Annotated in this window: 17 protein-coding genes and 3 tRNA genes; 8 read left to right on the forward strand and 12 right to left on the reverse strand. The window is 68.1% G+C overall.

What is annotated here, in order from left to right; genetic code table 11:
• Window positions 1–67: 67 nt before the first annotated feature.
• Both dnaG and ABD236_RS30945 read left to right on the forward strand, forming a co-directional pair.
• Window positions 68–1960 carry a DNA primase gene (dnaG, locus tag ABD236_RS30940; protein ID WP_344079457.1) on the forward strand — a complete coding sequence of 631 codons (1893 nt, stop codon included), beginning with the start codon at window positions 68–70 and terminating at the stop codon, window positions 1958–1960.
• 185 nt (window positions 1961–2145) lie between these two features.
• Window positions 2146–3378 (forward strand): RNA polymerase sigma factor, encoded by a 1233-nt coding sequence (locus ABD236_RS30945; RefSeq protein WP_344079460.1) that lies wholly within the window; start codon window positions 2146–2148, stop codon window positions 3376–3378.
• A 33-nt stretch (window positions 3379–3411) separates the two neighbouring features.
• Here ABD236_RS30945 and ABD236_RS30950 read toward each other — a convergent pair whose 3' ends face one another.
• The 4 genes from ABD236_RS30950 to ABD236_RS30965 form a co-directional block, all read right to left on the reverse strand.
• On the reverse strand, window positions 3412–5337 hold the full coding sequence (locus tag ABD236_RS30950; protein ID WP_344079463.1) for an ABC transporter ATP-binding protein: 1926 nt from the start codon (window positions 5335–5337) through the stop codon (window positions 3412–3414).
• Window positions 5334–7067: an ABC transporter ATP-binding protein gene (locus ABD236_RS30955; RefSeq protein ID WP_344079516.1), complete on the reverse strand. Its 1734-nt coding sequence runs from the start codon at window positions 7065–7067 to the stop codon at window positions 5334–5336. Before ABD236_RS30955 ends, ABD236_RS30950 begins: the two co-directional genes overlap by 4 nt.
• A gap of 198 nt (window positions 7068–7265) precedes the next feature.
• Window positions 7266–8711 (reverse strand): FGGY family carbohydrate kinase, encoded by a 1446-nt coding sequence (locus ABD236_RS30960; protein ID WP_344079466.1) that lies wholly within the window; start codon window positions 8709–8711, stop codon window positions 7266–7268.
• 115 nt (window positions 8712–8826) lie between these two features.
• Window positions 8827–9150 (reverse strand): YtxH domain-containing protein, encoded by a 324-nt coding sequence (locus tag ABD236_RS30965; RefSeq protein ID WP_344079469.1) that lies wholly within the window; start codon window positions 9148–9150, stop codon window positions 8827–8829.
• 185 nt (window positions 9151–9335) lie between these two features.
• Between ABD236_RS30965 and ABD236_RS30970 the strand changes: the two genes are divergently transcribed.
• From ABD236_RS30970 to ABD236_RS30980, 3 genes are all read left to right on the forward strand, one after another.
• Window positions 9336–9408 (forward strand) — tRNA-Asn (locus tag ABD236_RS30970).
• A 5-nt stretch (window positions 9409–9413) separates the two neighbouring features.
• Window positions 9414–9486, forward strand: a tRNA-Asn gene (locus ABD236_RS30975).
• Window positions 9487–9650: 164 nt separating this feature from the next.
• Window positions 9651–9724, forward strand: a tRNA-Ile gene (locus ABD236_RS30980).
• A gap of 542 nt (window positions 9725–10266) precedes the next feature.
• On the opposite strand, the gene ABD236_RS30985 is transcribed toward ABD236_RS30980, so the two are convergent.
• The 3 genes from ABD236_RS30985 to ABD236_RS30995 all read right to left on the reverse strand — a co-directional run bounded on the left by ABD236_RS30985 (window position 10267) and on the right by ABD236_RS30995 (window position 13312).
• Window positions 10267–11955 (reverse strand): FG-GAP repeat domain-containing protein, encoded by a 1689-nt coding sequence (locus ABD236_RS30985; protein WP_344079472.1) that lies wholly within the window; start codon window positions 11953–11955, stop codon window positions 10267–10269.
• A gap of 116 nt (window positions 11956–12071) precedes the next feature.
• Entirely contained in the window at window positions 12072–13094 is a 1023-nt protein-coding gene (locus ABD236_RS30990) for a hypothetical protein (protein WP_344079475.1), read from the reverse strand.
• 20 nt (window positions 13095–13114) lie between these two features.
• Complete coding sequence (locus tag ABD236_RS30995) at window positions 13115–13312, reverse strand: hypothetical protein (protein ID WP_344079478.1); 198 nt, start codon at window positions 13310–13312, stop codon at window positions 13115–13117.
• A 99-nt stretch (window positions 13313–13411) separates the two neighbouring features.
• On the opposite strand from ABD236_RS30995, the gene ABD236_RS31000 reads away from it, so the two are divergent.
• Complete coding sequence (locus tag ABD236_RS31000) at window positions 13412–13618, forward strand: hypothetical protein (protein WP_344079481.1); 207 nt, start codon at window positions 13412–13414, stop codon at window positions 13616–13618.
• Between the two features lie 700 nt (window positions 13619–14318).
• Here the strand turns inward: ABD236_RS31000 and ABD236_RS31005 are convergent.
• Entirely contained in the window at window positions 14319–15107 is a 789-nt protein-coding gene (locus ABD236_RS31005) for a transposase family protein (RefSeq protein WP_344079519.1), read from the reverse strand.
• Between the two features lie 496 nt (window positions 15108–15603).
• Between ABD236_RS31005 and ABD236_RS31010 the strand changes: the two genes are divergently transcribed.
• Both ABD236_RS31010 and radC read left to right on the forward strand, forming a co-directional pair.
• Window positions 15604–17316: a GmrSD restriction endonuclease domain-containing protein gene (locus ABD236_RS31010; RefSeq protein ID WP_344079484.1), complete on the forward strand. Its 1713-nt coding sequence runs from the start codon at window positions 15604–15606 to the stop codon at window positions 17314–17316.
• 7 nt (window positions 17317–17323) lie between these two features.
• Window positions 17324–17998, forward strand: a complete 675-nt coding sequence (gene radC / locus ABD236_RS31015; protein ID WP_344079487.1) for a RadC family protein — start codon at window positions 17324–17326, stop codon at window positions 17996–17998.
• Here radC and ABD236_RS31020 read toward each other — a convergent pair.
• The 4 genes from ABD236_RS31020 to ABD236_RS31035 are packed head-to-tail and all read right to left on the reverse strand — an operon-like array spanning window position 17982 to window position 22121.
• Window positions 17982–19097, reverse strand: coding sequence for a restriction endonuclease subunit S (locus ABD236_RS31020; RefSeq protein WP_344079491.1), 1116 nt, complete (start codon window positions 19095–19097; stop codon window positions 17982–17984). The two genes, radC and ABD236_RS31020, sit on opposite strands and share 17 nt — an antisense overlap.
• 29 nt (window positions 19098–19126) lie before the next feature.
• Window positions 19127–20641: a type I restriction-modification system subunit M gene (locus ABD236_RS31025; RefSeq protein WP_344079494.1), complete on the reverse strand. Its 1515-nt coding sequence runs from the start codon at window positions 20639–20641 to the stop codon at window positions 19127–19129.
• Entirely contained in the window at window positions 20641–21522 is an 882-nt protein-coding gene (locus tag ABD236_RS31030) for a nucleotidyl transferase AbiEii/AbiGii toxin family protein (RefSeq protein WP_344079497.1), read from the reverse strand. The genes ABD236_RS31025 and ABD236_RS31030 overlap by 1 nt, the downstream gene beginning before the upstream one ends.
• Window positions 21519–22121, reverse strand: coding sequence for a type IV toxin-antitoxin system AbiEi family antitoxin domain-containing protein (locus ABD236_RS31035; RefSeq protein ID WP_344079500.1), 603 nt, complete (start codon window positions 22119–22121; stop codon window positions 21519–21521). Before ABD236_RS31035 ends, ABD236_RS31030 begins: the two co-directional genes overlap by 4 nt.
• Between the last annotated feature and the right edge of the window lie 78 nt (window positions 22122–22199).

Consider the following 22199-nt stretch of genomic DNA (forward strand, 5'->3'; position numbering starts at 1 on the left):
GCCGGAGGTCCGGCCGGGGCGGTGACAGCGCCGCGGTGGTGTCAGCGCCGCACCGTAGACTTGCCGCGTGGCAGGCAGGATCAACGATGACGACGTGAAGGCGGTCCGGGACGCGGTCCCGATCGACGCCGTCGTGTCCGAGTACCTCCAGCTGCGCAACGCGGGCGGCGGCAACCTCAAGGGCCTCTGCCCCTTCCACGACGAGAAGTCCCCGTCCTTCCAGGTCAGCCCCAGCAAGGGCCTCTTCCACTGCTTCGGCTGCCAGGAGGGCGGCGACACGATCGCCTTCGTCCGGAAGATCGACCACCTGTCGTTCTCCGAGGCCGTCGAGCGCCTGGCCGCCACCGCGGGCATCACCCTGCGGTACGAGGAGGGCGGCTACAACCCCTCCCACCAGCGCGGTGAGCGCATCCGCCTGGTCGAGGCGCACAAGATCGCCGCGCAGTTCTACATCGAGCAGCTCGGCACCAGCCCCGAGGCCGAGATCGGCCGTGCCTTCCTCGCCGAGCGCGGCTTCGACCAGGCCGCCGCCGCCCACTTCGGCGTCGGCTACAGCCCGGCCGGCTGGGACCACCTCACCCGCTTCCTGCGCGGCAAGGGCTTCAGCGACAAGGAGCTGATCCTCTCCGGGCTCTCCCAGGAGGGCCGCCGAGGCCCCATCGACCGCTTCCGCGGCCGGCTGATGTGGCCGATCCGCGATGTCTCCGGCGAAGTCGTCGGCTTCGGCGCCCGCAAGCTGCGCGACGACGACAACGGCCCCAAGTACCTCAACACCCCCGAGACCGCGATCTACAAGAAGTCGCAGGTCCTGTACGGGATCGACCTCGCCAAGAAGGACATCGCCAAGTCCAGCCGCGCGGTGGTCGTCGAGGGCTACACCGATGTGATGGCCTGTCACCTCGCCGGGGTCACCACCGCCATCGCCACCTGTGGCACGGCCTTCGGCGGCGACCACATCAAGATCCTGCGCCGCCTCCTGATGGACAACGGCAGCGCGCGCGTGATCTTCACCTTCGACGGCGACGCGGCGGGCCAGAAGGCCGCCCTGCGCGCCTTCGAGGACGACCAGAAGTTCGCCGCCGAGACGTACATCGCCATCGCCCCCGACGGCATGGATCCCTGCGACCTGCGTCTGGCCAAGGGCGACGAGGCGGTGGCGGACCTGGTCCAGCCCCGCACCCCGCTCTTCGAGTTCGCCATCCGCCAGATCGTCCAGCGCTACGACCTGGAGACCCCGGCGGGCCGCGCGGCCGCGCTCGACGAGGCCGCCCCGATCGTCGCCCGCATCAAGAACATCGCCTCCCAGCACGAGGTGGCGGTCCAGCTGGCCGGCATCCTCGGCATCCTGGACACCCAGTTCGTGGTCAAGCGGGTGGCCCAGCTGGCCCGTTGGGCGCGCGACCGAGGGGGCAAGGGCCCGGCCCCGCAGGGCCGCCGGGAGTACGGCGAGGTGCAGGCCCCGGCCGCCGCCCCCGCCGGCCCCGCCCTGAACCTGCGCAGCCCCGCCCACCGCACCGAGCGCGAACTCCTCAAGCTCGCCCTCCAGCACCCGCACCTGGTCTCCCCGGCCTTCGACGCGTACGGAGTGGACGAGTTCACGGCCCCGCCGTACGCGGCGGTGCGCCAGTGCGTCATGGACGCGGGCGGCGCCACGGACGCGCCCTCCGACTACCTCCCGGCCGTCATGGAGGCGGCGCCCAACGACACCGTCCGCGCCCTGGTCACCGAGCTCGCCGTGGAGGCGATCCACGCGCGCGTGGTCGACGAGGCGTACGCGGGCGAGCAGTTGGTCGCCGTCCGCCGCCGCGCCGTCGACCGCCGCCTCCTCGACATCCAGGGCACCCTGGCCCGCCTCGGCCAGAACGGCGACCCGGAGCGACTGGCCGCCGTGCAGAACGAGTTGTGGGTCCTCCAGCAGTACGGGCAGGCGCTGCGCAACCGGGGCGCGGAAGCCCTCTGAGCCCCGGGCGCGGCTGCTTCGGCGCACCCGGTACGCCTGACCCCGCCCTCCCGGGGTACCCGGCCCCCGTAACCACACGGCCCCAGCCGCTGCCGCACGGGTAACCGACCGGTCACGGACCGGCTTCAAAAAGTCACCGCACGCCCCTCGTGGCGGAGATGTGTCTTACCCCACACTGGGGTGCGGTGCCTGAGTCCTCGGAGCGCGGCCGGCCCACCGAAGGTGGGTACCTCACCCCCGCGGATCCGCTCATCGTGTACGGGACGGACAGCGGCCCGGCCGCCCCCGTCCCGCTGCCGCACGCCCCCGATCCGGCAGCGATCACCCTGGAGGTCGCCCCCGTGCAGACCCAGACCCTGACCGACAACGACGTCGTGACCGTGCCCCCGCAGACCCGGGCCGTGCTCCACCCCGAGGCCGAAGTGCCCCCCGTCGAGATCGCCGAAGACGTGGTGGTGGAGGTGCCCGAGCCGCCCGAACGGATGCCGGGGCGGGCGGACACCGGCGGCCCGTCGTCCGACCTCTTCCGCCAGTACCTGCGTGAGATCGGCCGTATCCCGCTGCTCACCGCCGTCGAGGAGGTCGAGCTGGCCCGCCGGGTGGAGGCCGGCCTCTTCGCCGAGGAGAAGCTCGGCAGCACCCCGGACCTGGACTCCCAACTCGCCGTGGACCTCGACAAGTTGGTGGTCATGGGCCGGATGGCCAAGCGCCGGCTGATCGAGGCGAACCTGCGGCTCGTCGTCTCCGTCGCCAAACGCTATGTGGGGCGCGGGCTCACCATGCTCGACCTGGTCCAGGAGGGAAACCTCGGACTGATCCGCGCGGTCGAGAAGTTCGACTACGCGCGCGGCTACAAGTTCTCCACGTACGCGACGTGGTGGATCCGCCAGGCCATGTCCCGCGCGCTGGCCGACCAGGCCCGGACGATCCGCGTCCCCGTCCATGTGGTGGAGCTGATCAACCGGGTCGTCCGGGTGCAGCGCCGGATGCTCCAGGAGCGCGGCTACGAGCCGACGCCGGACGAGGTCGCCGCCCACCTCGACCTGCCGCCCGAGCGCGTCAGCGAGGTCCTGCGCCTCGCCCAGGAGCCGGTCTCGCTGCACGCGCCCGTGGGCGAGGAGGACGACGTCGCGCTCGGCGACCTGATCGAGGACGGCGACGCCGCGTCCCCCGTGGAGTCCGCGGCCTTCCTGCTGCTGCGCGAGCACCTGGAGGCGGTGCTGTCCACGCTGGGCGAGCGCGAGCGCAAGGTGGTCCAGCTGCGCTACGGCCTCGCGGACGGCCGCCCGCGCACGCTGGAGGAGATCGGCCGCATCTTCGGCGTCACCCGCGAACGCATCCGCCAGATCGAGTCCAAGACCCTCAACAAACTCCGCGACCACGCGTTCGCGGACCAGCTGAGGGGCTACCTGGACTGAGCAGGCGGGGCCGCGGGCGGCCCCGCCCCGGTGTCAGTCGACCTCCGCCACCGCCTGCGCGAACTGCGCCGCGTACAGCCGCGCGTACGCGCCCTCGGCGGCGAGCAGTTCCTCGTGCGTGCCCTGCTCCACGATCGCCCCGTTCTCCATCACGAGGATCACGTCGGCATCGCGGATCGTCGACAGCCGATGCGCGATCACGAACGACGTACGCCCATGGGCGAGCCGGGCCATCGCCTTCTGGATCAGCACCTCCGTCCGGGTGTCCACCGAGCTCGTCGCCTCGTCCAGCACCAGGATCACCGGGTCGGACAGGAACGCCCGGGCGATGGTGATGAGCTGCTTCTCGCCCGCGCTCACCCCCGTACCCTCGTCGTCGATCACCGTGTCGTACCCGTCCGGCAGCGTCCGGACGAAACGGTCCGCGTGCGCGGCGCGGGCCGCCTCCTCGATCTCCTCGCGGGTGACCGGCCGGTCCGCCCCGTACGCGATGTTGTCCGCGATGGTCCCGCCGAACAGCCAGGTGTCCTGGAGCACCATCCCGATGCCCGCGCGCAGCTCCTGGCGCGACATCCGGGCCGCGTCCACCCCGTCCAGGGTGATCCGCCCGTCCGTCACCTCGTAGAACCGCATCAGCAGGTTGACCAGCGTCGTCTTGCCGGCGCCGGTCGGGCCGACGATCGCGACCGTCTGGCCGGGCTCGACCTTCAGCGACAGGTCCTCGATCAGCGGCTTGTCCGGCTCGTACCGGAACGCCACCTTCTCCAGGGTCACCGCGCCCCGCCGCTCCACCGGCCGCTCGGCCGAGGCGGCGTCCGGCTCCTGCTCGTCCGCGTCCAGCAGCTCGAAGATCCGCTCGGCGGAGGCGACCCCGGACTGCACCAGGTTCGCCATCGAGGCGACCTGGGTCAGCGGCATCGAGAACTGCCGCGAGTACTGGATGAACGCCTGCACATCGCCGATCGACAGCGCGCCGGAGGCGACCCGCAGCCCGCCGACGACCGCGACCAGCACATAGTTGAGGTTCGAGATGAACATCATCAGCGGCTGCATCACCCCGCTGTTGAACTGCGCCCGGAACCCGGCCTCGTACAGCGCCTCGTTCTGCTCGTCGAACTGCCGCGCCGACTCCTCCTGGCGCCCGAAGACCTTCACCAGGGTGTGCCCGGTGTACATCTCCTCCACGTGCGCGTTCAGCCGTCCCGTGGTCTTCCACTGCTGCACGAACTGCGGCTGCGAGCGCTTGCCTATCCTCGTCGCGACGACCACCGACAGCGGTACGGTCGCCAGCGCCACCAGGGCGAGCAGCGGCGAGATCCAGAACATCATGGCGAGCACGCCGACGATGGTCAGCAGCGAGTTGATGAGCTGGCCCATCGTCTGCTGCATCGTCTGCGAGATGTTGTCGATGTCGTTGGTGGCACGGCTGAGCACCTCGCCCCGCTTGGCGCGGTCGAAGTAGGACAGCGGCAGCCGCGACAGCTTCGCCTGCACCTGCTCGCGCATCCGGTACACCGTGCGGTTGATCGCGCGGTTGGAGAGCCGGGTCGCCACCAGCATCAGCAGCCCGGCGCCCACGTACACCGCGAGCGCGACGAGCAGCACACTGCCGACCGAGCCGAAGTCGATGCCGTGGCCGGGGGTGAAGTCCACCCCGGAGAGCATGTCGGCGAGGCCGCCGTCGCCCTTGTCGCGCAGCCGCTCCAGCGCCTGCTCCTTGGTCGTGCCGTCCGGCATCTGCCGGCCGACGACGCCCGCGAAGACCAGGTCGGTCGCCTTGCCGAGGATCTTCGGGCCGACCACCGAGAGCGCCACGCTGAGCACGGCGGCGACCAGCATCACATAGAGCGTGCCCTTCTCCGGCGCGAGCTGCCGCAGCAGCCGCTTGGACGAACCCTTGAAGTCCATCGAGCGTTTGCCGTCGCCCTGGCCCATCATCCGGGCCATGTTTCCGCTCATGCCGCCTCGGCCTCCGTCAGCTGGGAGAGCACGATCTCCCGGTACGTCTCGTTCTCGGCCATCAGCTCGTGGTGGCGGCCGGTGCCGACGACCCGGCCCTCGTCCAGGACGACGATCCGGTCGGCGTCGCGGATCGTGGAGACCCGCTGGGCCACGATGACGACGGTCGCCTCGCGCGTCTCGCGCAGCAGCGCCGCCCGCAGGGCCGCGTCCGTCGCGTAGTCGAGCGCCGAGAAGGAGTCGTCGAAGAGGTAGATCTCCGGGCGCTGCACCAGGGTCCGCGCGATCGCGAGCCGCTGGCGCTGGCCGCCGGAGACATTGGTGCCGCCCTGCGCGATCGGCGCGTTCAGCCCGCCCTCCAGCCTGGAGACGAACTCCTTGGCCTGGGCGACCTCCAGCGCGTGCCAGAGCTCCTCGTCGGTGGCGTCCGGATTGCCGTACCGCAGATTGGTCGCGACGGTCCCGGAGAACAGATACGGCTTCTGCGGCACCATCGACACGGTCTTGGCGAGCAGTACGGGGTCGATGCCGCGCACGTCCTCGCCGTCGACCAGCACCGATCCGTCCGTGACGTCGAACAGCCGCGGTACGAGCCCGAGCAGCGTCGACTTGCCGCTGCCGGTCGACCCGATGATCGCGGTGGTCTCGCCGGGGCGGGCCACCAGGTCCACACCCCTCAGCACGGACTCCTCGGCGCCCGGGTAGGTGAAGTCGGCGCCGCGGACCTCCAGATGGCCGCTGCGGCGCAGCTCGAACACGGGGGCCTTCGGCGGCACCACACTGGTGTCGGTGCCGAGGACCTCTTCGATGCGCTCGGCGCAGACCTCGGCGCGCGGCACCATCATGAACATGAAGGTGGCCATCATCACGGCCATCACGATCTGCATCAGATACGTGAGGAACGCGGTGAGCTGGCCGATCTGGAGCGAGCCGTCGTCGATCCGGTGCGCGCCGAACCACACCACCGCCACCGACGAGACGTTCACGACGGTCATCACCGTCGGGAACATCAGCGCCATCAGCCGGCCGGTGCCGAGCGAGACGTCGGTCAGCTCGGTGTTGGCGCCCCGGAAGCGGCCCTTCTCGTAGTCGTCCTTCACGAACGCCCTGATCACCCGGTTGCCGGTGATCTGCTCGCGCAGCACGCGGTTCACCGTGTCCAGCCGGGTCTGCATGGTGCGGAACAGCGGCCGCATCCTGCGCACGATCAGCGAGACGGAGACGCCGAGCACCGGCACCACGGCCAGCAGCACCGCGGAGAGCGGCACGTCCTGGCCGAGCGCCATGACGATGCCGCCGACGCACATGATCGGCGCCGACACCATCAGCGTGAACGCCATCAGCGTCAGCATCTGGACCTGCTGGACGTCGTTGGTGGTCCGGGTGATCAGCGACGGCGCCCCGAACTGGCCCACCTCGCGCGAGGAGAACGACTGCACGCGCGCGAAGACGGCCGCGCGCACGTCCCGGCCCAGCGCCGCCGCGGTGCGCGCGCCGAAGTAGACCGCGCCGACGTTGCAGACCACCTGGACGAGGCTGACGGCGATCATGATGCCGCCGAACTCCAGGATGTAGCCGGTGTCCCCGTGGACGACACCGTTGTCGATGATGTCGGCGTTCAGGGTGGGCAGATAGAGGGTCGCGCAGGTCTGGAGCAGCTGGAGCAGCACCAGGAGCGCGATGGGTTTCTTGTACGGATCCAGATGGGTCCGCAGGAGTCGTATGAGCACGCGAAGGCTCTCCGGGTCGGCAAGATCGAGGGGTTCGACCCCCATCTTGCGACACTCCACCCCTGGAACCTCAAGCGATTAAGCCAAGGGCGAGTCAAAAGGATGAGTCAAGGACGGACCTCCGGCCCGGTCAAGACGACGCGCCGGAGAGCACCCCGTACGGCCCCTCCTCTGCCTCCGGGGACCGGAAGCGGAGCCTCAGCCGATCGGGTCGAACGCACCCGGGTGGATCTCGTCGCGCGTCGCGATGTACTGCTGGCGCACCGCCTGCCCCACCGGCAGCTCCTCGCCCGGCTCGAAGACCTGGGCGGCCGCGCCCTGCCAGGCCGGCGGGGTGTGCGCGGCGAGGGAGCCCTGCGAGACGCCGAGCGCCCAGGCCGCCTGGCGGGCCGCGCCCAGCGCCGCGTACTCGGCGGGCTGCGGCACGACCACCTGGGTGCCCAGGATCGCGGGCGCCGCCGCCTGCACGGCGGGCAGTTCGGCCGCGGCCCCCAGCAGGAAGACCCGCCGCACCTCGACCCCGCGCAGCCGCAGCACGTCCAGCGCGTCCGCCAGCGAGCAGAGCATGCCCTCGAAGGCGGCCCGCGCCAGGTGCTCGGGCTTCATCGACTCACGCCGCAGCCCGGCCAGGGTGCCGGCCGCGTGCGGCAGCCGGGGCGTGCGCTCGCCCTCCAGATACGGCAGCAGGACGAGACCGCAGGCGCCCGGGGTGGACTTCAGCGCCAGGGCGGACAGCTCCTCCAGGCTCTCCGCGCCGAGCATCTCCGCCGTGCCGCGCAGCGCCCGTACCGCGTTGCTCGTATGCACGACGGGCAGATGGCGGCCGGTGGCGTCGGCGAACGACGTAATCATCCCGTCCGGGTCGGCCAGGGCCTCGTGGTGCACGGCCATGACCGAACCCGAGGCCCCCAGCGAGACCACCGCGTCGCCGGGCCCCACGCCGAGCCCGAAGGCCGCGGCCATCGTCTCGCCGGTGCCGGCCGAGATCAGCAACCCCTCCGGGGTGGTGCCGGCCGCGTCGGAGGGGCCGAGCACCTCGGGGAGCGCCACGTGGTGGCCGAGCGCGAGCTCGACGAGGTCGGGGCGGTAGAAGCCGGTCGCGGCGGACCAGTAGCCGGTGCCGGAGGCGGCGCCGCGGTCGGTGGTGCGCCGGGCGGGGCGGCCCAGCAGCTGCCACACCAGCCAGTCGTGCGCCTGGAGGACGGCGGCGGTACGCCCGGCCGCCTCCGGTTCGTTGCGGGCCAGCCAGCGCAGCTTCGCCACCGCCTGCCCGGCCTGCGGCACACAGCCCACGGCCTTGGCCCACGCCTCGCGCCCGCCGAGCGCGTCGGTCAGATCCGCCGCCGCGACCTGGGCGCGCTTGTCGTTGCCGGTCAGGGCGGCCCGTACGAGCGCGCCCTGGGAGTCGAGCGCGACCAGCGCGTGCTGCTGGGCGGCGACGCCGATGGCCTGCACGCCTTCGAGCAGCCCGCCCGCCGCGGCCTCGCCGAGCGAGAGCAGCCAGGCCTGCGGATCGACCTCGGTGGCCTTCGGGTCGACGGGATGCGGGGCGTACCCCTGCCGCAGGACGGCACCGGTGTCGGTGTCGCAGACGACGATGCGAGTGAAGGCGGAAGAGCTGTCCAGCCCGGCGACTATCCCCATGCGCACGATTCTGCATCACGCGGGGGCCCACCGGGCCCCCGCGGCCACCGGCTCTTGCGGGGGGCCGGTGTCTGAGCCCGGGGCCGGTGTCTGAGCCCGGTCCGGAAACAGGCTCTCAGGTGTTGCTGGTGCCCCAGTCGTCCTCGGCGCTGCCCTGGCCGCGCTCGCGCAGCGACCGCACCCGGTCGGCGATCGACCCCGGCGCCTTCTCCCCGACCTTGTCGGACACCTTCTCGCTCACCGCGTGGAAGGCCTTGCCCGCGTACGCGCGGCCGTTCTGCGCGGCCGACTCGGCCGTGTTGCGCACGGCCGGGTTCTGCGCGACCTGCCGGGCGGACTTCTTCAGTTGTTCGTACCGCTCCCGTCCGGCCCGGGTCCCGAGCACGTACCCGACGACGAGTCCGACGGCGAACGTGAGCCGGTAGCGCATGGCGGTCACCCTTCTGTGGCGTCTGTCCGACGCCACTGTGGCGTCGTGGTCTGCGCCTACCCGTGCAGCCCCGTGATCACCCGGGGCGGAACCGATTGGCGGAGCACCCCCCTGCTTGCGCTAATGTATGTGTCGCAGCGAGCGCACGCCGCCCGGGGACACCCGGGGTAGGTACGTTCGATGCAACGAGACATTCCCCTGTAGCTCAATTGGCAGAGCAGCCGGCTGTTAACCGGCAGGTTACTGGTTCGAGTCCAGTCGGGGGAGCTCGGTCTCCTGTAGCTCAATTGGCAGAGCAGCCGGCTGTTAACCGGCAGGTTACTGGTTCGAGTCCAGTCGGGAGAGCAGTGAAAAGGGCCCCTCGAGGGTCCTTTTTCATGCCCGGGGGAACCGCGCGGGGCGCCACGGGGTCCTCATGGGCATGCGTTGCCGACCATCCGAGGCAGGAGATCGTATGAGCGGCTATGCTGCGGCAGACGGCGCGCACAAATGTGCGCGACGCGCCGTTAGGGGCGGTAGCTCAGCCGGTTAGAGCAGCGGACTCATAATCCGTCGGCCGTGGGTTCGAGTCCCACCCGCCCCACTCTGCGCCCCGTGTGCAGAAACGTTCTGAGCAGCACCTTTGCTGTTCAGGGCTACGCCGGGAGAGGATCCCGGCGGCCGTCTTGGCATGGAATCGTGCCTGTTGGGACAGAAGCTGGGACGCTGGGGTCCGGAAAGTCGGACAATTGGGTCTTTGTGGGTTGATGGTCGCGTCGCGTTATTGCAGGCACCTGTGTGCTGCTCGCTGGCTTGAGAGTGGCCCGGACCGGAGGCAGCCCAAGGAGTCGGGAATGATCCAGGATGCCTGGTTGCGAACTGCGCCCGAACCCGTCCCCGTAGCGCCGGGCCCCACCTGTGCCATCAGACTTTGACGGGCACTCTAGAAGGTTCTAGTGGAAGCTGTCCCGTCTATCCGACTGGCCATCCGGCCAGCAGGCAGTCCAGGAATGCAAGCACGCTGTCCTAGAGATTCTCTTCGGGCCGGACCTCATTAGTCCCATCCGATGTGTGTCCTTGGCTTCGGCGCGAGGCGGGCCGCGCCTGGCGGCCACAGGTGTCGAGGCCGCCGGACGCGCCTACTGGTCAGTACAGGTCGTGGTAGGTGTTCCAGCCGCTGCCGAGTTTGACGCGGGGCTGGAAGGTGCCGGTGCCGGTTGTGCTGTAGCGGTAGAGGTCGCCGCGGGAGTTGGCAGCGAGGAGGTCGCCCTTGCCGTCGCCGTCGATGTCGCCGATGGCGGCGAGCTGGGTGTACTGCTGCCATCCGCCGCCGATCTGCAGCCTTGCCTTGAACGGTGCTGTGGCCGTGCCGGTTCCCTCATAGAGGTAGAGGGAGCCGCTGGGGGTGCGGGTGACGATGTCCGGGCGGCCGTCGCCGGTGTAGTCGCCGGCGCCGAGGATCTTGTCGTAGGCGTTCCATCCGGCGCCGATGCGGATGCGGGGGTAGAGGCCGGGGAAGTCGACACTGCCGTCGCCCCTGTAGAGGTAGAGGGTGCCCGCCTTGTCGCGGGCGAGCAGGTCGGCCTTGCCGTCGCCGGTCAGGTCGCCGGGGCCGGTCAGGACGGTGTAGGCGTCCCAGCCGCCGCTGCCCATGGGATTCTGGCCCTCGCTGCCCCCGAACAGCTGCCCCCATCCGCAGATCGAGAGGGTGTCGGGCTGCCCGTCGGCGGCCAGGTCCGAGACGTAGCCGATGAGGGTGCTCAGGGCGGTTCCGCACCGGTAGAGGCGGGGCTCTGGGTGGCGGGCTGCGAGCTGACCGTTGCCGAGTGCCTGGTAGGAGTAGAGGACGCCCCGGCTGTCGCGGGCGAGGATCTTGGGCTTGCCGAAGGCCGGGTTGCCACCTGCAGTGGCTATTAGGTCCGCCTGCTCCCAGCGGAAACCCCGGTTGTCCAGGGTGCAGGCGGTGAAGTTGCCGTGTCCGTCACCCTGGTAGACGTACAGGGCGCCGCCCGGGGTGCGGGCGACGATGTCGCTGGTGCCGTCGCCGGTCATGTCGTCGCCCCCGGCGAGCTGGTTGTACGCGTTCCAGCCGCCGCCGACGAGTACAGGGGGTCGGAAGGGGCGGGTGGGGTCGCCGGTTCCCGCGTAGAAGTACAGGTCTCCCTGCGGCGCGCGGGCGAGGAGGTCGCCGATGCCGTCGCCGTTGTTGTCGCTGAGGCCGACGAGCTGGTCGTACCGCTGCCAGCCGGAGCCCAACTTGGTCCGCGGGGTGAACGGCGAGGTGAGGTTGCCGGTGGCGAGATAGAGGTAGAGGTCGCCGTCCGGGGTGCGGGCGAGCAGGTCCGCCTTGTGGTCGCCGTTGACGTCGCCCGGGGAGAAGACCTTGTTGTAGGCCTGCCAGCCGCCTCCGGACCAGGTGACGCCGTTGGCGGAGTTGTCGCTGTAGCTGCGGACGAGGTCGAGCCGTCCCTGGGCGGAGAGGGTGAGGAAGTCGGCCAGGCCGTCACCGCTCTGGTCCCCGATGGGGATGATGTCTTTGTAGAAGTTCCATTCGGGGTGGTCGCGCTCGTTGAAGAAGTCGCCGGGGCCATACGCGGGGCGGCCGGACTCTGAGACGTACAGGTGTCCGTCCGCGGTGCGGAAGAACACATCACCCAGGCCGTTGCCGTCGAAGTCGGCACGTGGCACAGCGCGGGGCACTGGTTGCGGTGCCGGGCCGTCTGCGGCGGCGTGGCTGGCGAAGGCCATGCAGGCGGACAGGGCGAGGGCGGTGGCGAGGTGCCGCGCACGTGTGAGGCGTATGCGAGGCAGGGAGCCGCGGAGCGATTCAGACATGGGTTTCTTCCCGTGGATGACATGAGCGTGGATGGCTGGGGCTGGGAACTGCCTGCGGAGGGCTCAGAGAGCCCTCCGCAGGCAGCGTCCTGCTTGTTCCGGGTGGGCCGCCGGGGTCAGTAGAGGTTGGTGATGACGCTGGCCCAGCCTGCGGTACCGACCAAGGTCGGGCTGCGGTGGCTGGTAGGGCCGCCGGGGTAGAAGAGCAGGCAGCCGGTGGGGCAGGTCGTTGAGCGTGCCGTACCGCTACCGTCCACGTAGTTGACGGTGTAGTTCGGGTCGGCAGGGGTGGTGGCCCAGAGGTCCCCGTACTCGTCGCCGGACTGGGGCTGGAACTGGTGGTAGGCGATGTTGGTGCCAGCGTCCGGGTCGGAGGCCGTGGCGCCCACGACGCTGCCTTGGACGTTGCCGGGCGAGGCGAGGTGCGGGCGCAGCGAGGCGCTCCAGCCTGCGGTGCCGTAGACGGTCCGCTCGTCCTTGCTGCCCAGCGAGAAGACACCGTTGGTCATCTTGCCCGGGTAGACGTAGAGCTGTCCGGTGGACGGGTCGCGGGCGATGAGGTCCTGGATACCGTCCCTGTTGACGTCGCCGACGGCCAGGTTGGTGAAGTCGCGCCAGCCGCCGTTGCCGATCAGGCGCCGGTTGTTCAGGTCGAACGGTTCGGTCTGGTCGAAGGTGTTGGGGAAGCTGCCAACGGTGTTGCCTGAGTACAGCCACAGGTTGGCGTTGGTGCAAGGGTTGTCGGTGCACTCGATGGTGATCATGTCGTTGCCGCCCGCGTGCCCCGCAGTGATGTTCTGGTCGATGTCACCGGGCAGGATGATCTGCCGGGTGCCCGACCAGTCGCTGTAGACCTTGTCGGCCGTCGGGTGCCCGGACAGTTCGCGGCGTGTCCAGTAGTCGGGGCCGCCCAGTCCGTCTCCGGGGTAGAGGTAGAGGTTGCCGTCGCCGAGGCGGACGAGGAAGTCTTCATAGCCGTCGGGGGCGTCGGTCTTGCTGGTGAAGCCCGCGAAGTCGCCGCGGTGGGCGATCAGCGCGCCGCCCCAGCCGGACTGCCCCGCCACCTCGGAGGCCGCGACGTTTCCGGTCCCGTCACCGGCGTAGAAGCGCAGTTTGCCGTCGCTGTCGGTGGCCAGCATGTCGGGGTAGCCGTCGCCGTTCAGGTCGCCGGGCAGGTCCTGTCCGGCGAGTCCCTGGCTGGGTCCTTGCCCGGCCCGTAGATCCGCTCAGGGGCAGCGGTGTGCAGGCTAGTGACCTCGAAACCCGTGTCCACCGGGGAGTGGTTGCCGGCCTTGTCGTACGCCACGGCGTAGAAGGCACTGCGCGGGAAGTCGGTCGGCGTGGCCTCGATGGTCACGCGGTGCGGATCCGAGCCGACCGGCACCCAGCGACCCACCGAGCAACGGGTGTTGGAGGTGGACAGGGGACGCGTGGACCAGCAGAAGCCCGCCAGTCGTTGGCCGTGTTCGACAGAGTCAGCCGTGTGCGCGTGCGCGCGGTGAGGATCACTGAAGGGTCGTCGGCTGCCTTGCTGTCCGAGGTGGTGACCCTCGAAGATTCTCTTTCGATTTCCTCGGAGTACTATGGGCGTCTGGTTTCCGCAGCCCAGGAATTGGGAACTCTGAAGTCGGTTGACAAGCTTGATGAGCTCGTCACTGATTAGTTTCCCCAAGGGTGGATTGTGGTAATAAGTCTGGAACCCTTGGGGGGGGGGAATTAGGTACTATCGGCTTCCTGCTCGTCGGTAAGTTCGCCGCCGGGGCGGGCATCGGTGCGGGATCAGGGAAGCGGCATTGGGATAGCCGATGGCGGCGGTGGCCAGAGCGCCCTTGGTGGTCCGGCCACCGCCGAGGGCGGCGTCTGTCTTGGAGCCGTGTCGGCTGCCTGCGACGGGCAGTCGGCCATGACGATCAGGCGGACGTAGGCGCCGGTGACGATTTGGTGGTTTTGGGAACCCGGCGCCCACCCTGACGTGACAATCGGGCCCGCAGGCCCTCTGTCGGGCGGTCACGTAATTCGCTAGACCGGCTCCGTCTCCGCTCGTTCGTGTGATTCGGGGGGTGTGAAGGAGCCGGGCCGCCCGGCAGGGAAGTGTCCGGTCCGAGCCGAGCGGTCAAGGACGTCTTTGGCGTCGCTACTGCGATGAGCTGCGCTCATTCTTGACCGCTCGGCTCGGACCTAAAGCTCGGCTGGTTGCCTGGCGGCCCGGGAGGCGCGTCGTCCGCCTGGTCGCTGCGGAGCAACTCCACATTCTCCATGGGGATGTCCATGGACTTCAGCCTGGGGGATTACGCGAAGGTCCACACGCTGACCCGCCCAGGCAAGAGGCCAGGTCAGCGGGGCCGGTCAACTCGTCCAGATCGCTATCTGGGGGTGACTGCATGTGGAGGGCCCACGGGGCAGGGCTGGTACCGGCCCTCGTCGTCTTCCGCCATTCGGTCGTACGCCTCCCGGCCGCCGAGCTGCCAGGCCAACTCTCCCCACAGGGTGTTGACGTGGGTGCCGTCATCCTTGGTGCTTCCCTGTGCCGCGCTAATCCGGTTCCCGACAAGAGTGACTCGCTTCACCTCGCCCACGGAGTCCCAGGCGACGCCGGAGTCCGCGACCAGATCGTGCAGTTCTTGCGGGAAATCGGCGAGAGGTGTGCCCGACGCCAAGTGGTCGATAGCCAGGTCGCGCAGGGATGCCGTGGAGTGTGGGGCGGTGCGTACGCGGGAGGCGTCCTCCGCGTATGTGGTGTCCCTGACGCGGTGGATTTTGTTCTCGATGCCCCAGTGGTTGCGGACGCCGGGCGCCTCAGACCTGGGCGTCGTCGGTGCGCCGGACACCGCGGCAAGGAAGGGCAAGGGCAGGTCGTCGTCGTTCTCCTCCTGGCCGACGGCGCGTTCGTGCTCGGCGAGCCAATTCCCGACGGCCGTATCCAGCGCGTCGCCGTCGATGCGCTGGAGGATACGACGCACGGTAGCCTCGGCCGGGGCGACGGGGCCGCGGTCCGGCTCCCGGATGGGCCATCGAGCCGGGCCATGACGTGCGAGGGGGCGTCGGCGGCCACCCCGCGATCGGGCCAAGGACTTCGCTCCGGCCAGGACCGCGCACGCGGCCAGAGACAGGGCGAAGGTGAGCGGGTGGCGGTGGTCCTGGCCGTCAGGGATCGGGCACTTGAGCCAGGCAGGTCAGCAGGCCGGGGAGGTCATCGGGGCCGGTCAGTGCGGCGTCGGTGAGTTGGCCCAGAGGGCCTGGGATGAGCGAGGAGAGCGGGCAGGCAGGGTCTTCCGTCGTGGTGATCAGGGACTTGACCCCTTGATCACCGGAAGTCGTGTCTGCCTCCGCGCCAGCCGCTGCCCCAGCTCCTGGAGCCCCATCAACCTGGGAACACCGCTTGAACGACGCCGCCACTTCGCTGTTCTGGATCTGCGCTGGCCTTCCGGGTCCTTCCGTCCACTGCGTGTCCACTGGCGGACTCCTCGAGAGCCCTCCGGAGGAACTCACCTGAGGTGTCTGCCTGGATCGACGCAGGCTGCGCGGCGGGCGCAGTTGAGGTCTCGAACTCGCGCGCAGTAGAGCGTCTTTCCGTCGCACCGGGCTACGACCGCCGTTGTCAGTGGCGCCTCATAGACTGTCGTCAACTGCTCGGATGGGGGGCATACGTTGGCGACGATTCCTGTTCAGAAGCGCCAGGCACAGGATCCGGACTCGAGCGTGCCACGGTTGGTAACCGTGGTCGACCGGGTGCTGGAGGGTGATGTAGTACTGCCCAAGTTCCAGCGGAACTTCGTTTGGACTCGGCAGCAGATCCTCGATCTACTCGACTCCGTAGCGCGTAACTACCCCATCGGCAGCATCCTGCTGTGGCAGAGCACCGAGCAGCTTGCGAGTGAGCGCACGGTCGCCGGATTGGCCGTCGGCGAACACCGCCATGGCTATCCGGTGAACTACATCCTCGATGGACAGCAGCGACTGGCGACGATCTGCGGGGCGCTGCACTGGGCCCCGGATGGTGACACCGAGAGCAATTGGAACATCGTCTACGATCTCGAAGAGCAGGCGTTCAGGCATACGGATACGTTGGAGGACCCGCCCGCGCACATCATCCCGGTTCGGCTGCTCTCCAACGGCTTCCTCTTCGCCAACCGCGCTGCGAAGCTCGGCTCCGCGGACCTGCAGGAGCGGGCCGCGGAGCTGTACAACCGGTTCTCGAACTATCAGATCGCCGTAGTCACCCTCCGGGGCATGCCGTCGACCGAGGTTGCGAAGGTCTTCGAGCGGATCAACAGCACCGCGACCCCGCTCACCGTCGTCGACCTGATGCGGGCGGCGACCTGGAGCCCAGAGTTCGATCTCAAGGACGAGATCGACGAGCTGCTCGAAGTCCTGAGCCGGAAGCAGTACGGCAAAGTCGACACGAAGACCATGCTGCGCACGATCTCCGCCGCTGCCGGGTTCGGGTTCTCTCGTGAGGACATGAACCAGCTGCGGCATCTGAGCAAGGATGAGCTGGAGGAGGCGGTCAAGGCCGCCGTCGAAGCATCCAAGCTTGCGGTCGACTTCCTGACCACGCATGTCCGTACGCCCCGTGCTACTGCCCTGCCCTACTACAACCAGTTCGCGGTCCTGGTCGAGATCTTCCGCCAGGTGCCGAAGGCCACGGCTGCCCAGTACGACGCCATCGAGCGATGGTTCTGGCTCACCGCCAGCGGCGAGTACTTCAAGGGTTGGAACGCGCGGCAGATGGCGGACGACCGCGAGGCGGTCCACAGCTTCGCCTCGGGTCGGACCGATGAGATCGAGGTCAGTGCGGGCGTGCCGCGCAGCGTCCTGTGGCGCCGCAATCAGTTCAGGGCCACGAACGCCCCGTCGAAGCTGCTAGGCCTGTTGCTCGCCGAGGCCCACCCGCTGGACCTCCGCAACGGCCGCCGGATCGACACGGACAAGGCGCTGTCCTGGCAGAACGACAAGGAGTTCCACCACTTCTTCCCGAAGTCGTTCCTGAAGAAGCAGGGACTCAACCTGAGCCAGGCGAATGTCTGCGCCAACTTGATCATGCTGAGTTCCGTATCGAACATCGCCATCAGCGACCAGCCGCCATCGGTCTACTTGAAGGATCTGTGCGAGACCCAGGGCAAGGACACGATTCGTAAGCGCCTGGCGACCTGCCTCATCGAGGAGGATGCCTTCGAAGCCGCCCTGCGGGATGACTATGAGGGCTTCCTCCGTGCGCGCTCCGAAACCCTCCACAAGCGCCTGATGGAACTCATCGGCTCGTCCGCTGCCGGAGCGCAGGAGCATGTGGCCGTCCCCGACGACGGCGGGAGTGGGGCCAGCGATACGGACGAGCCGATCGACCGGGATTCCGCAGACTGAGCGGGGCATGCGGATGCGGGTCAAAGACATGCCGGCGGCCGACCGCCCGCGGGAGCGGCTGTGGCTCCACGGCGCGGAGGCGCTCGCTGACCGAGAACTACTCGCCCTTCTTCTGGGCTCGGGCATTCCGGGGCAGGACGCGGTCCAGCTGGCCGGCGAGCTCCTCGCGGCACACGGCGGGCTCCGCGGCCTGGCTCAGGCAGACCCACAAGCCCTCGTGCAGTTCACGGGGATGGGCCAGGCGAAAGCGGTACGGGTCGCGGCGGCCTTCCAACTGGCCCGCCGTCTGCAGAACTCGGACCTGCACAGTCCTGACCGCGTCACGACGACTGCCGACCTCGCCGCGGTCACCGCACCACTGCTACGCGGGCTACGCCACGAACGCGTAATCGTCGTGGCCTGCGACACGTCCGGCAAGGTCCTCCGAATCGCCCGCCTGACAGACGGCGCCACGGACCGCAGCCTGATCCCGGTGCGCGACACTCTCGCCCTGGTCCTGTCGGCTGGCGCTTCGTCCTTCGGCGTGGCCCACAACCACCCCTCGGGCAACCCCGAACCGAGCATGGCCGACCGACAGGTGACCGACCGCCTGCGGGATGCGGCGCAGACGGTCGGACTACGGTTCCTTGATCACGTGGTCGTGACGGACAGCGTCTGGCGCCGGGTCACAGCTGGCCGGTGAAGGCGGCGTTGAGGATGGACGGCCGCAGCGAGGCGAGTGAGGGCTCGGCGTAGGCGCTGTTCAGCCGCTCCGAGAGCCGATCCAGAGTGCTCGCAATCTGGTCCTGCACGGCGCGCGAGGGGAGCGGAATCGTCAGCGCCTCGAACCGCTTGCGGCCGAGGGTGCGGTTGCGCTCAGCTCCTGCCGAGCAGGCCGAACCGACGAGCGCCAACCCTTGCTTGCTCAATAGGAAGTGCCGGAGGTAGCTCGTGTTCACACGGTCATCGACCGGCAAATAGAAGAAGAACCGATTCGATGCGATATACCCTGCATCCTCCGCCTGAGTAACAGAGATTCCCCCTTCCCAGGCCATGAGATTACTCAGCGCAAGTGCACCTTGAGGGAATGTGAAGTAGCTTAGCTTACTCAAACCATCCGGAGAGACGGCGGGGTGGCGAATAATGCCCCGACCAAAGGATCGAATCCCGATGGTTTGATAGGTACCGGCGTCATCGATTTGCACGGGCACGCGCGTAAACGCCAGGATCTCGCCAATCCGAACCGATTCGCTGACGCCACCCACAGCCGAGGCGATGAGCGACTCCGCCAGGCCAGACCGAATATCTCCCATTCGTGCGCGCAGCACATGAATCGAGTCAACTCGACCTAGGAGTGCATCCAACTTGTCGGCAACTCGACGCTGCTCTTCGACGTCTGGGAGCGGTACCTCCATTTGCATGACAGAATCAAGGGACAGCGTCTTATTGCGGGCTGCGGATCCGGGGGATGACTCTCTAGCTTGGGCGGCACCACCTTCGCCCTGAAAGTAGTAATTTAGGTACCTCAGATCAACTCCACCGGAGGATCGGAAGCTCAGGAATCGATTCGATCCGATACATCCACGCTCCCCAGGTCCGGAGAGGGCGATAGCACCTTCCCATGCCATGATATTACTGAAGACTAGCCGTTCAGGATGGATCTCGAAGTAGCGCAGCCTACCAAGATCGCGACCGAGTGTGACATCGCGATGAAAAATCCCACGCCCAAACGACCTGATGCCGATCTGGAGATATTGTAGGTCCGATTCGATTTCGACGGGGATGCGCTCAAATTCAAGCACGTCACCTAGTCTCACCTTCGGGTGAGTCATCATTCGGTGATTCCCGTCTTCAACTCAATCAATAGGTCCAGGATTTCTCGCTCCGTCTTGAGTAGTTCATCCACAAGTTCCTCGGGAGGTCGGTGCGCCAAGTCATCACCTGCGTGCGGGTTGGGCAGGTCGAGATTGTAGCCCCCTTTCGCAATCTCACTCGCGTCGACCTTCCATGCATAGGTGTTGGCCTCGCGCCCGGCACGCTCCTCACCACCCCACCACTTCGCGCACTCGGCGAACTCCTCATAGCGCATGGGCTTCGTCTTGCTGTACCCGCGCCTCCCCTCTGGCAAGGGGACTTCGTAGAACCAAGTCTCCTTCGTCGAGCCAGCCTTCTCGAAGAAGAGCAGATTCGCGGGGATCTGCGTGTATGGGGCGAAGACGCCCTGGGGGAGGCGCACAATCGTATGCAGGTTGCACTCCCGCAACAGCTTCTGCTTGATCTTTGCGCCCACGCCGCCGCCGAAGAGCACGCCATTGGGCAGGACGATCGCGCAGCGGCCGCCGGGCTTGAGTCGCTCGATCACGGAGTAGAGGAAGAGCCAGGCTGTCTCGTGCGTTCCGACGCCGGCCGAGTCGAAGGCCGCCGCTACCGACTTCTCCTCCTCACCGCCGAACGGAGGGTTGGTGAGCACCACGTTCACGCGGTGCTTCGGGCTGCTCTCCTCCCGCATCTTGCGCAGCGCGTTCGTGCGGACCACGCTCGGTGCGTCGATCCCGTGGAGGAGGAGGTTCATCATGCCGAGCAGATACGGGAGCGGCTTCTTCTCCATGCCGCGGATGTTGTGGTGGAGTTCGGCCAGTTCCACCTGGGAGCGCGGGAGATCCTTCAGCTCCTCGTAGGCCTCCACGAGGAAACCGCCCGTACCGCAGGCCGGGTCGAGGACGGACTCGCCCAGCTTGAGGAAGCTCTGTTCCACCATGAACCGGATCACCGGACGCGGGGTGTAGAACTCGCCCGAGTCACCTGCGGCGTCCCGCATCTCCTTCAGGATCGACTCGTAGACGAAGGCCATCGTGTGGATGTCATCAGCGGAGTCAAAGTTGATGTCATTGACTACGTTGACCAGGTCGCGCAGCAAGGTGCCCGAGAGCATCCGGTTGTTGACATCCTGGAAGATGGTGGAGATCACATTTCTGGGATCTCCCTCCTCATCGCTACTGAGGTCACGCAGATACGGGAGCAGTTTCATGTTGACGAAGTCGAGAAACTCCTTTCCCGTAAATTCGGTTCTTGCTCCCCAGCTCGCCCAGTCGTATGGCGGCTGGATCACGCGCTCGTAGCCAAGGATCTCCGCCTCCCGCTCCTCCTCCACGCACACGTCGAAGGCCCGGAGGAAGAGGATCCACGTCAGCTGAGGCAGTCGGTCCAGGTCGCCGTTGAGGCCGGCGTCCTTGCGCATGATGTCGCGCGCCGACTTGATGGCCGACTGAAGTTCCGCGCGGGTTCGCTTCTTGGGCTGGGCGGGTACGTCAATGGCCAGTTGGCCGGTGGTGTCCTGCGGCGGCATCAGTCTTCCGTTCCGGTGGAGGCGTTCACAACTCGCGCCCAGAATTCGCGCACTGTGGTCAGCGCGCCGTCCAAGGTCGCTGTGGTCTCGGTCAGTCCCTCGGCGAGAAGCGGGTACGTGTCCCGCCACAGCGGTGGTGGGTCGGGAATCAAATGAGGGACGGCATGTGTGTCCCGGATCGTGAACACATGCCGCACTACGCCGTCCAGCTCCGCGTCGGCGGCCATGCCCGTCTCGATCAGCAGCACGAGATCAGCCAGGTCCTTGACCCTCGTATTGGGACGGTCACCGTATTCACGTGTGAGGGCATGGAGCTTTTCGGCGAAGTGCTGCCGCCGGTCCACGGCCTCGATCGTCCGGGCGGGGATTCCGGCGAAGTCCAGTGCGCCGAGGAGCGGCAGGGGCTCCGTGGCCGCCACCTCCTCGCCGCGGGCGGCGACGTCGATCCGGACACCGGCGAAGGGCTTGCCGCCGAGGCCGGCTTCGATGGAGAACCTCCACGCCGGGCGCCCCCCGGTATCAGCGGCCAGCTCCACCGGCGCGGGAACCCGGAAAGTGAACCAGTCCCCGTCCGGGTCTTCTGCGAGCGCATCGAGCAGTGCCTCGCGAAGCGTGCCGCCAGTCAGTCCCGTTTCCCGGATGGCGAGGTCCATGTCCTTGGTCGCTCGGGCCCGATTCCGGAGCCGGAACTCAAGCGCGGCCCCGCCCTTGAGGATCCACTCAGCCTCCGAGTCGGCTGAGAGCCGTGCAGCGATACGATCGAAGACCACTCGGCGGCGCAGACGTCCCAGATCTGTGGCTTCAGTCTCCGACTGGCGCTTCAGCCTGGCTTCCAGTGCCCTACGGAGTGCGACAGCATCCTGGTACCGCTTCTCCTTCACCCCGTCACTTCCCTCAGCGCGCGCTCTACGCCGAGTTCGGCTCGCGCTCCGAGTTCCTGGGCGGCGTACAGGAGACGGCGTCGGGTGGTCAGGCCCCGCGAGAGGGCGTCGTTCACTGCGGAGTCGACTACGTCTTGATCGACCGCGTCAGCCGCGCTCTCCGTGATGGCCCGCAGGGGTGTGGTGACCTTGAAACCCTCGTGCTGTTCGATGTCCGCAGCGCCGAGAGTGGCGCGGTGGAGGACGACAGCCGAGTCCTTAGCACGAAAGCTCGGAGGTACGGTCAGGTGGATCTCCACCGGGTTGGCGATGCCCAGGTCGTGTACAGCAAGGGCCGTCGTGTGTGACACCACGGCCTGGTCCCGGCTCCAGAGGGACCAGCGGACCAGGTGGTCAGTGTCGGTACTCGGCAGGTCGAGATACTCGCGGAAGCGGTAGATGCCGCGGTCGATACGGATCCAGTTGCGCCGACCGACGTGGAAGTGCTGGGCCTGGTAGGAGTAGCCGACCTTGAGCGCCTGGGCGGCCGTGAAGTAGCCGCGCTGGCGGGCGGCAGTGCGCCAGAGCCGGTCGCGAGTCGTGTCATCGCCGAGCACCATGAGAGCGTAGCAGAAACACTCTTCCTAGTTTCCTTTAGTTTCACGCTGGTCGACACGCGAAACTAAAAGCAGGATGTA

This window comes from Streptomyces crystallinus (assembly GCF_039521265.1).
Taxonomy (GTDB): Bacteria; Actinomycetota; Actinomycetes; order Streptomycetales; family Streptomycetaceae; genus Streptomyces; species Streptomyces crystallinus.